10 protein-coding genes are annotated in these 11,537 nt (G+C 71.5%); 5 read left to right on the forward strand and 5 right to left on the reverse strand.

All coding sequences use genetic code 11. The features are described 5' to 3' along the window. Positions 1–2: 2 nt before the first annotated feature. Positions 3–806, reverse strand: a complete 804-nt coding sequence (locus IU476_RS02795; RefSeq protein WP_195096156.1) for an ABC transporter ATP-binding protein — start codon at positions 804–806, stop codon at positions 3–5. Positions 807–882: 76 nt separating this feature from the next. Here IU476_RS02795 and IU476_RS02800 point away from each other — a divergent pair, with 76 nt between their 5' ends. Beyond that, complete coding sequence (locus tag IU476_RS02800) at positions 883–1,566, forward strand: HAD family hydrolase (RefSeq protein ID WP_195096159.1); 684 nt, start codon at positions 883–885, stop codon at positions 1,564–1,566. Between the two features lie 31 nt (positions 1,567–1,597). Here the strand turns inward: IU476_RS02800 and IU476_RS02805 are convergent, their stop codons facing one another. Beyond that, positions 1,598–3,268: an FAD-binding dehydrogenase gene (locus IU476_RS02805; protein ID WP_324193832.1), complete on the reverse strand. Its 1,671-nt coding sequence runs from the start codon at positions 3,266–3,268 to the stop codon at positions 1,598–1,600. A 103-nt stretch (positions 3,269–3,371) separates the two neighbouring features. Here IU476_RS02805 and IU476_RS02810 point away from each other — a divergent pair, with 103 nt between their 5' ends. The 3 genes from IU476_RS02810 to IU476_RS02820 all read left to right on the forward strand — a co-directional run bounded on the left by IU476_RS02810 (position 3,372) and on the right by IU476_RS02820 (position 7,187). Beyond that, a complete protein-coding gene (locus tag IU476_RS02810) occupies positions 3,372–4,592 on the forward strand; it encodes a winged helix-turn-helix domain-containing protein (RefSeq protein ID WP_195096163.1) in 1,221 nt (406 codons plus the stop codon). 44 nt (positions 4,593–4,636) lie between these two features. Continuing rightward, positions 4,637–6,595 carry a CocE/NonD family hydrolase gene (locus IU476_RS02815; RefSeq protein WP_228822967.1) on the forward strand — a complete coding sequence of 653 codons (1,959 nt, stop codon included), beginning with the start codon at positions 4,637–4,639 and terminating at the stop codon, positions 6,593–6,595. Positions 6,596–6,740: 145 nt separating this feature from the next. Beyond that, positions 6,741–7,187 carry a hypothetical protein gene (locus tag IU476_RS02820; protein ID WP_195096165.1) on the forward strand — a complete coding sequence of 149 codons (447 nt, stop codon included), beginning with the start codon at positions 6,741–6,743 and terminating at the stop codon, positions 7,185–7,187. A gap of 1 nt (position 7,188) precedes the next feature. Here the strand turns inward: IU476_RS02820 and IU476_RS02825 are convergent, their stop codons facing one another. Then, positions 7,189–8,196, reverse strand: coding sequence for a bile acid:sodium symporter family protein (locus IU476_RS02825; protein WP_195096167.1), 1,008 nt, complete (start codon positions 8,194–8,196; stop codon positions 7,189–7,191). A 70-nt stretch (positions 8,197–8,266) separates the two neighbouring features. Here IU476_RS02825 and IU476_RS02830 point away from each other — a divergent pair, with 70 nt between their 5' ends. Beyond that, positions 8,267–9,124: a LysR family transcriptional regulator gene (locus IU476_RS02830; protein WP_195097380.1), complete on the forward strand. Its 858-nt coding sequence runs from the start codon at positions 8,267–8,269 to the stop codon at positions 9,122–9,124. A gap of 3 nt (positions 9,125–9,127) precedes the next feature. Here IU476_RS02830 and IU476_RS02835 read toward each other — a convergent pair whose 3' ends face one another. Continuing rightward, complete coding sequence (locus tag IU476_RS02835) at positions 9,128–9,925, reverse strand: putative protein N(5)-glutamine methyltransferase (RefSeq protein ID WP_195096169.1); 798 nt, start codon at positions 9,923–9,925, stop codon at positions 9,128–9,130. Between the two features lie 22 nt (positions 9,926–9,947). Continuing rightward, entirely contained in the window at positions 9,948–10,820 is an 873-nt protein-coding gene (locus tag IU476_RS02840) for a YdcF family protein (protein ID WP_195096171.1), read from the reverse strand. Positions 10,821–11,537 lie beyond the last annotated feature (717 nt).

Genomic DNA, 11,537 nt, shown 5'->3' on the forward strand with positions numbered 1-11,537 from the left:
GGTCACCGCGCGGGCACGGAGTGATCGGTGCGGACCTGCCAACGGCCGCCGGTGCGGGTGAGCCGGACCGGGTGATCGAAGCACGTGCTGATGTTCTTGCCGGTGAGTACCTGCTCGACCGGACCGGCCGCGACACAGCGCCCCTCGCGCAGCAGCATGACGTGCGTGGTGCCCGGCGGCAATTCCTCGAGATGGTGGGTGACCAGCACCGAGGCCAGCCGCGGCTGCGCGGCCTGCAACCGATCGATCCGGTCGATGAGCTGTTCGCGACCGGCCATGTCCAGGCCCGTGGTCGGCTCGTCGAGCAGCAGCAGCCGGGGCGCGGGCATGAGCGCGCGGGCGATCAGGGCCCGGCCGCGCTCGCCCTGCGACATGGTGGGCCAGCGGGCGTCGCGCCGGTGCGCCAGGCCGAGCAGGTCGATGAGCCGGTCGGCCTCCGCGATCTCGGCGGCCGTGGGATTCCAGCGCTGCTTGAGATCGGCGGTGTTGGTGAGCCCGGTGAGGACCACCTCGTGCGCGGTGAGCGGATACGGTGGCGCGTGCCGCGGGTCGACATGGCCGATGGCCGTGCGCAATTCCCGCATGTCGACACGGCCGAGGCGATGGCCGAGCACCTCGACCGAGCCGCGGGTGGGATGTTCGAACGCGCCCAGCATCTTCAGCAGCGTGGTCTTGCCGGCGCCGTTGGGGCCCAGCAGCGCCCAGTGCTCGCCCGGGCGCACCGTCAGCGACACCGCGTCGAGGATCGGCGTGCCGGCGCGCACGAAATCCACCGCGGCGACCTGGATGATGGGGGTGTCGGACATCTGCCCACGGTAACAAACTCCTCAGACAAGCTGATGGGTGATCTGTGTCATGGGACGAATTGTGTACCCTGGCCCGGTGACCATCGAGGCGGTGCTGTTCGATTTCTCCGGGACGCTGTTCCGGCTGGAGAGCGACGAGAGCTGGGTGGCCGACCTGATCACCACCGACGGCCGCACGCTCGAGGCGCCCGAGTCGGCCGAGGTGCTGCGGCGGATGACGGCCCCGGAGCAGTTGGTGCGCTTCGACGAACGCGGCCAATACGCCTGGGACCACCGCGATCTCAGCCCCGAGCTGCATCGCGAGGCGTACCTGGCGGTGCTGCGGCAGTCCGGCATCGACCCCGGCCGCGCCGAGCGGCTGTACGCCCGGATGGTCGACCCGCTGGAGTGGACGCCCTACCCGGACACCGACGCGGTCCTGAAATCCCTCGACACGCAAGGTATTCCGGTCGCGGTGGTCAGCAACATCGCCTTCGACATCCGGCCGTCGTTCGCCGCGTTCGGCTGGGAGCGGGAGGTGGCGCTGTACGCGCTGTCCTACGAGATCGGCGCGATGAAGCCGGACCGGCGGATCTTCGAATGGACCCTCGAGCGCCTGGGCATCGCCCCCGAATCCGCCCTCATGGTCGGCGACAGCCGCGAGAACGACGGCGGCGCAACGGCTCTCGGCTGCCGCTTCGCGTGGGTCGACCCGCTGCCGACCGCCGACCGCCCCGACGGACTGCGGCGGGCGCTGCGCGAGCACGGGCTGACCGTCTGACCGCCGCCCCGGCGCGTCGCGTGGGAGCTGTTCAGCGGGGGAGGCGGGCCATCGCGCGCCCCGCGGCCCGGCCGGAGAAGATGCAGCCGCCGAGGAAGGTGCCCTCCAGCGCGTTGTAGCCGTGCACCCCGCCGCCGCCGAAGCCCGCCACCTCGCCCGCCGCGTACAGGCCGGGGAACGGCTGACCGTCCGCGCGGACGACCTGGGAATCCAGGTCGGTCTGCAAGCCGCCCAGCGTCTTGCGGGTCAGGATGTTCAGCCGCACCGCGATGAGCGGCCCGTGCGCCGGGTCCAGGATGCGGTGCGGGGCGGCGACCCGGCCGAGCTTGTCGCCGCGCGAGCGCCGGGCGTTGGCGACCGCCATGAGCTGCGCGTCCTTGCTGTACTTGTTGTCCAGCTCCCGGTCCCGGGCGACGATCTGGCGTTCCAGCTCCGCGGTCGACAGCTGCGGGCCGCGCGCGATCTTGTTCATGCCCTCGACCAGTTCGGGCAGCGTGTCGGCGACGACGAAATCCACGCCGTGCCGCTTGAACGCCTCCACCGGGCCCGGCGCGCCCTTGGCGACCCGGCTGCGCAGCGTCAGCGCGAGGTCCTTGCCGGTGATGTCCGGATTCTGCTCGGAGCCCGACAGCGCGAACTCCTTCTCGATGATCGCCTGGGTGAGGACGAACCACGAGTAGTCGTAGCCCGTGGCCAGGATCGCCTTCATGGTGGCGTTGGTGTCGAAACCGGGGAAACACGGTGCGGGCAGCCGCTTTCCGTGCGCGTCGAACCACAGCGACGACGGGCCCGGGATGATGCGGATGGCGTGGTCGGGCCAGATCGGGTCCCAGTTGTGGATGCCCTCGGTGTAGTGCCACATGCGGTCGCGGTTGACGATGCGGCCGCCCGCGGACTCGGTGATGCCCAGCATGCGGCCGTCCACGTGCGCGGGCACGCCCGAGATCAGGGTCTGCGGGCACGGGCCCAGCCGTTCGGTGGGCCAGTTCTCGCGGATCAGCTCGTGGTTGTGGCCGATGCCGCCGGAGGAGACCAGCACGGCCGGGGCGCGGAAGTCGAACTCGCCCACCGTGTTCCGGGACGAGGCGCGCCCGCGCTCGAGGTCGGTGGGCTCGAGGACGCCGCCGCGCACGCCGACCACGGCCCCGTCCTCGACGATCAGTTCGTCGACGCGGTGGCGGAAGGCGAACTCCACCAACCCTTCCCGCTCGGCCGCCAGCACCGGTTCGAGGAACACCCGCACCACCTCGGGGCCGGTGCCCCAGGTGAGGTGGAAGCGCGGCACCGAGTTGCCGTGCCCGTCGGCGGCCGCGCCGCCGCGTTCGGCCCAGCCCACCAGCGGCGTCACCCGCAGGCCGAGATCGTGCAGGTACTGCCGCTTCTCGGTGGCGGCGAACTCGACGTAGGCGCGCGCCCACCGCCGCGCCCAGTGGTCCTCGTCGTCGCGATCGAACCCGGCCGAGCCCTGCCAGTCCTGCCAGGCCAGCTCGAGGGAGTCCCGCACGCCCATCCGGCGCTGCTCCGGGCTGTCGACCAGGAACAGTCCGCCCAGCGACCAGAACGCCTGACCGCCGAGGTTGTTGCGGTTCTCCTGGTCGAGCACGAGGACCCGGCGGCCCGCGCGGGTCAGCTCGTAGGTGGCCACGAGCCCGGCGAGCCCGGCTCCGACGACGATCACGTCCGGCTGCTGCGACGGTGCCACGGGTTCTCCTCCGCGCTCGGTGCAATGGATACACGAGTGTATCGGTTGCGGCGGCGCGGCGCACGCACCGGAATCTGTCGGTGGCTCGTGGCATGGTGCGGTGGTGCGTACCATGACCGCTGCCGCCGCCCGTCGCACCGCGCTGGCCGCCCAGGGCTTCGCCGCGCCCCGCCCGGGCACGCCCCCGACCCGCCGCACGATCCAGCGCGTGCTGGAGAGAACCCAGCTGCTGCAACTGGATTCGGTCTCCGCCGTGGTGCGGGCGCACTACGCGCCGGTGTTCAGCCGCATCGGCGGCTACGACCGCACCCTGCTCGACGAGCTGGCCTGGAGTCACAACGCGCGGCGGCCGCGGCGGCTGGTGGAGTACTGGGCGCACGAGGCGGCGCTGGTTCCGGTAGAGGACTGGCCGCTGCTGCGCTGGCGGATGGCGCGCTTCCGCAACGGCCGCTGGGGCGGTGCGGCGCGGGTGGTCGAGCGCACTCCCCGCCTGCCCAAAGACGTGCTCGAGGCGGTGCGCGAACTCGGCCCGTCGACGGCGGGCGAGGTGGAGAAGCATCTCGAGCTGGAACGGCCGCGCAGCAAAGACCATTGGGGCTGGAACTACAGCGACACCAAGGTGGTGTGCGAACTGCTGTTCGCCACCGGCGAGCTGTCGGTCGACAAGCGCGTCGGCTTCCAGCGCTACTACGACCTCACCGAGCGCGTGCTGCCGCCCGAGGTGCTGGCCCGGCAGGTCGAGGAGGCGGACGCGGTGCGCGAGCTGGTACGCCGCGCGGCCACCGCGCTCGGCATCGCCACCGAGCCGGACCTGCGCGACTACTACCGGCTGCACCGCAGCCAGACCGAGCCCGCCCTCGCCGACCTGGTGGACGCGGGAGAGCTGGAGCCGGTACAGGTTTCGGGCTGGGACCGGACGGCTTATCTGCGTACCGGTGCGCGGACGCCGCGCCGCGTGGCGGGCGGCGCGCTGCTGTGCCCGTTCGATCCGCTCATCTTCTTCCGCGCCCGCACCGAGCGGATCTTCGACTTCCACTACCGCATCGAGATCTACACCCCGCAGGCCAAGCGGGTGCACGGCTATTACGTCTTCCCGTTCCTGCTGGACGGCGAACTCGTGGCCCGGGTGGACCTGCGTGCCGATCGGGCCTCGGGTCGTCTCCAGGTGCCCGCGGCCTTCGCCGAGCCCGGCCGCGACTCGCCCTCTGTCGCCGCCGCGCTGGCGCGGTCGCTGCGGGAGATGGCCGACTGGCTGGAGCTGGACACCGTCGAGGCGGGCGAGCGCGGTGATCTGGCCGCGGCGCTGCGGGCGGCGCTGCCGTAATGATCGGCCTCCGGGGGCGGCGGTCCGGTGCTACCGTCTGTCGAATGTCGTCGAACCGTCTGCGGCGCAGTCGAATCGTCCGGATGTGCGCCCTGGTGGGCGCCGCGGTGCTGATCGCCGCCGGATGCGGGGGATCGGAGTCCACACAGGGCGGGTCCGCGCCGTCGTCCGGGGCGCAGCCCGCTCCGGCGGCCGGTGCCTGGCCGCCCGCGGGAGGTCAGGGGCCCTGCGCGGTCGAGAAGCAGGCCGACGTGCCCGCCGCCATGCGCGACGGTGTGGTGCTGAAGTCCGACGTCTATCGGCCCCGCACAGCCGATCCCGTGCCGGTGATCCTGATGCGCACCCAGTACGGGAAGGACGCCGCGCAGATCCAGCCCTACCGGTACCGGTCGCCGGACTGGTTTGCCTCGCACTGCTATCTCGTTGTCGTGCAGGACATCCGGGGCCAGGGCAAGTCCGGCGGCACGTTCACCGAGTTCGGCAACGACCTGGACGACGGCTACGACGCGGTGGAGTGGGCGGCGGCGCTGCCGGGCTCCAACGGCAAGGTCGGCATGTACGGGTCGTCGTATGTCGGTGCCACGCAATGGCTCGCGGCCGTGCGCACGCCGCCGCACCTGGCGACGATCGTGCCCGCCAACACCGCCTCGGACTATTACGACGGCTGGACCTACGACGGCGGCGCGTTCCGGCTCGCCTTCGTCGAACCGTGGGCGATGGAGACGATCGGCCGCACCGCCGCCGAGAACCGCGGCGACACCGCCACGGCGAAACAGCTCCTCGCGGACGGCACCGACTACACCCGGTGGCTGGGTTACCGCCCCTACCAACAGTTTCCGCCGCTGCGGCCGGACGACCCGGTGGTCGCGCCGTGGTTCTACGACTGGATCCGGCACTCGGCCCGCGACGACTACTGGCGGCGCTGGAGCATCCGCGAGCGCTACGAGAACGTGCGGGTGCCGGTGCTCGACGTCGAGGGCTGGTACGACGCGTTCCTCACCGGCGGCATCGAGAATTTCACGGGCATGGTGAGTCGCGGCGGGTCGGAGGACGCGCGGCGCAATCAGCGCCTGGTCATCGGGCCGTGGGACCACGTCGGGTGGGGTCGTCCGGGCAGCGGCGTCGGGGCGCCGAAGATGGCCGCGGGCCCGGCCGGGGACAGCCCGATCAACGAGTTGATGCTGGCGTGGTTCGACCGGTTCCTGAAGGGCGCCGACACGAAGGTGTCCGGGCAGCCGGCCGTCGACTATTTCGTGATGGGCGCGAACCGGTGGAAGACGGCGTCCGCGTGGCCGCTGCCGAATACGCGGTGGACCACCTACTACCTGTCCGGGCCCGGCGGCCCGGGGCTCGGCGGGCGGCAGGGCGCGCTGGTCGAGGCCGCGCCGAAGGATCCGCAGCAGCCGGACCGGTATTACTACGACCCGCTGAACCCGGTGCCCAGCGCGGGCGGCCATTCCTGCTGCGGCGCGTCGACCGGCCCGCAGGGACCGTTCGATCAGGGCGCGGTGGAACAGCGGTCCGATGTGCTCACCTACACCACGGCCCCGATGCCCGCGGACACCGAACTCACCGGGCCGACCGAGGTGACCCTGTGGGCCGCCTCCACCGCCCCCGACACCGACTTCACCGCGAAGCTGGTGGCCGTCGCCCCCGACGGGTCGACCGTCAACCTCAACAACGGCATCATCCGCGCGGCGTTCCGCGACTCCCTGGAGCACCCCACGCCGATCGTGCCGGGGCAGCCCTACCGGTACACGATCAAGATCTGGCCCACCAGCTACCAGGTGCCGGCGGGCGCGCGGCTGCGCCTGGAAATCTCGAGCAGCGACTTCCCGCAGTACGCGCCGAATCCCAACACCGGCGAGCCGTTCGGGAGCACCGCCGCCACCCAGGGCGCCACGCAGACGATCCTGCACGACGCAGAGCATCCGTCGTCGGTGGTGCTGCCGATCATCCCCGCCGGGGACAGCGGCACCACCACCTTTCCGTTGACGCGCTGACCGTGCGGGCCGCGGGTCCATAGTGGTACCGCTGTGCGAGAACGTTTTTCGCGCCGTTCCGGTCCGGCGGTGCCCGTGGCCCGCGGCACGCCGAACGCGCCCGCGACGCTTGCCCGCCGATGGCCGCGCGCATAGCGTGGCAGCCATGTCGCGCATCGAGATCGAGGATCTGCCCGCCGATACCGCCGAGGTGCTGCGCCGCCGCGCTCGCTATGCCGGGCTGCCGGTACTGGAGTACGTGCGCAACGAGCTGACGGGGCTCGCCGGGCGCCGCGTGCCGCTGGATTCGGTCGTCGAATTCCTGGAGAGCGAGCGGCCCGAGCACCCCACACCCATGCTCGACGAGGGCGCCATGGCCCTGATCCACACCTACGACCTGCCCGCCGACGCGTGGAGTGTGCTGAGCCGCCGGGCCGCCGCCGCGGGCGCGCCGCTGGGCGACTACGTCCGGCAGGAACTGATCAAACTGGCCCGCCGCAGCACGCTCGACGAGTCGATGCAGGAATTCCGCGACTTCCTCGCCAGCGACCCGAACTCCGATCTCGACCTCGCCGCCGTCGAGGACACGCTGCGATACGTGCGCGGCATGTGACTCAGGCCGCGGCGGCGGGCTGCGACACAGCTTGCGCCGCAGCGCGTTCGGCCGCCCGCCCCCAGCGCGCCGCCAGCGCGGCGCAGACGAACAGCTGGATCTGGTGGAAGATCATCAGCGGCAACACGATCAACCCGACCGGATGCCCGGCGAACAGCACCGTCGCCATCGGCAGCCCCGTCGCGAGACTCTTCTTCGATCCGCAGAAGATCACCACGATGCGGTCGGCGCGGCCGAAACCGAGCAGCCGGCTGCCCGCCGAGGTCAGCCCGAGCAGCACACCCAGCAGCGCCACGCACACGCCCACCACGGCTGCCAGCGACCACGGCGACAGCCCGCTCCAGATGTGCTCCACCATCCCCGCGCTGAACGCGGCGTAGACCACCAGATACACCGACCCGCGGTCCACGACGCGGGTGACCGTCGCGTGCCGCAGCAGCGGCCGCAGCCGGCGGCGCAGCAGCTGGCCCGCGACGAAGGGGAGGAGCAGTTGCACGACGATCGCGAGAATCGCGGCGGGGGAGACCGACGCGCCGCCCGCGGTGTGCATGAGCAGCATGACCAGCAGCGGTGTCGCGAAGACGCCGACGAGATTCGACAGCGACGCGCTCACCACCGCGCCCGCCACATTGCCGCGCGCGATCGAGGTGAACGCGATCGAGGACTGCACCGTCGAGGGCAGCAGGCACAGATACAGCACGCCGGTGTAGAGGTCGTCGGTGAGCACCGCGGGCACCAGCACCCGCAGCGCGAGGCCGAGCAGCGGGAACACCAGGTAGGTCACCGCGAGCACGCTCGCGTGCAGCCGCCAGTGCCGCAGCCCGGCCAGCGCCTCCCGCGGCTCCAGCCGCGCGCCGTACAACAGGAACAGCACGCCGATGGCGATCTTGGTGGCCCAGGCCAGGACGTCGGCGGCGTCGCCGCGCACCGGGAGCACGACCGCCAGCAGCACGCTGACCAGCAGACCCAGCACGAAGGCGTCGACGCGCAGCTTGGCGAGAAACTTCACCCCTGTACAGTATGGCCGTACTGTTGATCGCGGTAGGCGGCGTAATCGATATCTCCGAACGAGTATCGTGATCAATGTGTTCGATCCCGAGCTGTTGCGCACCTTTCTCGCGGTCGAGCGGGCGGGCGGCTTCACCGCGGCGGGCCGGCTGCTCGGGCTGCGCCAGTCGACGGTCAGCGGGCACATCGCCCGCCTCGAACAGGCCGCCGGGCGGGAGCTGTTCCGCCGCGACACCCGCAATCTCGCGCTCACCGCCGACGGCGCCGCCATGGTGGGCTTCGCCCGCGCCATCCTCGACGCGCAGGCACAGGCGCAGCGCTACTTCTCCGAGTCGCGGCTCACCGGACTGATCCGGCTGGGCGCCTCCGACGACGTCGTGGCGCGGGAGCTGCCCGACGTGCTGCTCGAGTTCCAGCGCAGCCACCCGGGCGTCGACCTCGAGCTGACCGTGGGGCTCAGCGAGAACCTGAAGACCCGGATGGCCGCGGGCGAACTGGACCTGGTGGTCGGCAAGCGGCTGCCCGGCGAGCGGCACGGGGAGCTGCTGTGGCGCGATCGCCTGGTCTGGGCGGGCCGTTCCGGCGCAACGGGTTTCGCCGATCCCGTGCCGCTGGTGACCTATCCGCCGCCGAGTATCACCCGCCACATCGCCCTGCGGGCGCTGGAACGGGAGGGCCGCACCTGCCGCATCGCGTGCACCAGCGACAGTCAGCTGGGTCTGCGCGCGGCTGTGCTGGCGGGGCTGGGTCTGATCGTCCATGCCGAGAGCCTGCTGCCCGCAGGGCTTTTCACCGTCGAGGATCCACTGCTGCCGGAACTCGGCGAACTCGAGTTCGTCCTGCTGCGCCGCCGCAGCCGCCTGCCGGAACCGGAGCGGGCGCTGTGCGCGGCGATCAAGGCCGGCGCCCGCCGCCTCCAGCGGGTGTGACGGTCAGTCGGCCCGGCGGCCGGTGACGACGGTCGCGTACAGCTCCTCGGACTCCGCGATGACCGGCGACAGTCCGTGGCGCGCAAAGACTTCCGCCACCGCCGACGCCTGCGCGGCGCTGGACTCCACCAGCAGCAGGCCGCCGGGCGCCAGCCACGCCGGTGCTCCCGCGGCCACCCGCCGGACGAGGTCGAGTCCGTCGCCGCCGCCGTCGAGGGCCGTGCGCGGCTCGTGGTCCCGCGCCTCGGGCGGCATGTCGGCGATCGCCGCGGTCGGCACGTAGGGGGTGTTGGCGAGCAGCACGTTCACCCGACCGGCCAGGTTCGCGGGCAGCGCGGCGAACAGGTCGCCCGCGTAGACCCGCGCGCCCAGCGGCTCGAGGTTGCGGCGGGCGCAGGCCACCGCGGCGGGCTCGATATCGCTCGCCGCCAGCTCGACCCGGATGCCGTTGCGCGCCAGCTCGGTCGCCACCGCCAGTCCGAGCGCCCCGCAGCCGCAACACATATCGAGCACCACGCGGGAATGGTCGCCGCGACCGAATTCGACGGCCAGTTCGACCAGGAATCCGGTGCGTTGCCGGGGCACGAAAACACCGGGCGTCACCGCGACCCGCAATCCCCGGAATTCGGCCCAGCCCAGCACATGTTCGAGCGGTATGCCGGAAATTCGCTGGGCTACCAAAGCGTCGAGTTCGGCGGGCGACGAGGCCGCCTCCAGCAGCAGGGCGGCCTCGTCTTCGGCGAAAACACAACCGGCGGCACGCAAGGCGGCGACGACGGCCTCCGGGGCGGTGTCGATCATCCGCCCATTGTCCGCCGGACGCTCAGCGCTCCGACGGCAGCAGGAAGGTGCGGGTGGCGTCGAGGTAGATGCCGCGCTGCGCGGCCCGGTTCGGCGGCGGCAGCTGCGACACCAGCTGGTCGGTGGAGGTCATCGCGCCGACCACCTGGGTGCCGGCGACGATGAAGTCCGCGACCGCGCGGCGGATGTGGTTCGGCGAGGTCACCACGACCGCGCTGGTGGCGCCGGCGTCGCGCAGCATCCGGCTGCCGAACAGCGCGTTCTGCACCGTCGACCCGGCACGGTCCTCCACCAGCACCCGGTTGGCGGGAATGCCGTGACCGATCAGCCAGCCCGCCATCGCCACCGCCTCGGGCACGCCGTTCTGCGGGTTGCCGCCGGTCACCACGATCGGCGACCACGGCGCGGCGATCGCCTGCAGCCACGCCGCCTGCAGGCGGTTGACCAGTTCGGGACGCAGCGCGCCGTCGGGCAGCAGTCCGTAGCCGAGCACCACGATGCCGGTCTGCGGCCCGATCAGCGCGGGCAGCGGATTGGGCAGGGTGCCGACGGCGGCGCTGATGGCGCCGAGCAGGTTGCGGGTGCCCTGGGCCATGCCGCCGTCGAGGCCGCCGAGCCGGTTCAGCGCGTCCTCGCGGGTGATCAGGTCGCCGACATAGTCCGACCAGATGGCCTGCAGCGCAAGGGCTTGCGCGTCGTCGGGCGTGCCGTCGAGCAGCGCGCGCAGGTCGGCCAGCCCGGCGGGGTCGTTGCCACTGAGGAAGTGGGCCTGAGCGGAGTTGTAGAGCGGCGCGGGGCCGTCGGCGGCGGTGGCCGTGGCCGCGGCCGGACCGGCGAGCACGAGAACGGCCGTCGATGTCGCGGCGAGATATCGGAAACGCCTGGCGATTTTCACTGCAGTCGACACCTTTCCGGAGGAGCGGGTCTTGCGCGTGTTGCTGGCAATTGCCTGTGGACAATCGAGCCAACGATACGACCGACCGCGCGGAAGAGCGCGGATTTGACGGTGTGAGATTTCCAGCCGTAACGGGCGGAAAGGCGTGAGCGCCCACAAATGGCGTGTTCATGGCGTCGAGCGGGTTCGTCCTTCGGCGATCGCTCGACGCGGGCGGGTGACGCACTGTCCGGGCCGGCGGGCGCGTATGAGGCGTCCTCGCCTGCCGTCGAGCGGGCATCCGCCCCGTTCTGGCGACATCCGCCGACCGGTCGTCGAGGTCGGCAGTGATCGACATGACGTCCGGTTTGGGCTGCACCCTGAATAGGGTTGAGCGCCTTGACATATCGGTGCGTGAGAGGAACTCTGGAGCGCAGACGGGGTTCCAACGGCGGGGCCGGAGATGCGCAGCCGAAAGGAGTTCCGGAGGGGAGCGCAGAACGCGAGCACCGTCCTGGACGGTCGTCCGGGAATGTGTCGACGACCGCCGCGCCGAACCGGCGACACCGGCTGTGTCGTCTTCGCCCGCGCTGCGGACGCTCTGCTATCGTGATAGCGGCGCGATCCGAGGTAGCCCGGGATTGTCGCCGATCGTGCCGAGTATTCGCCCACCGACCATGATGTGACGACCGGTAGTAACTTCCTCTGCTACACCACAGCTCACTCGATCGTGTTCTC

It is taken from the genome of Nocardia blacklockiae, from assembly GCF_015477355.1.
Taxonomy (GTDB): domain Bacteria; phylum Actinomycetota; class Actinomycetes; order Mycobacteriales; family Mycobacteriaceae; genus Nocardia; species Nocardia blacklockiae.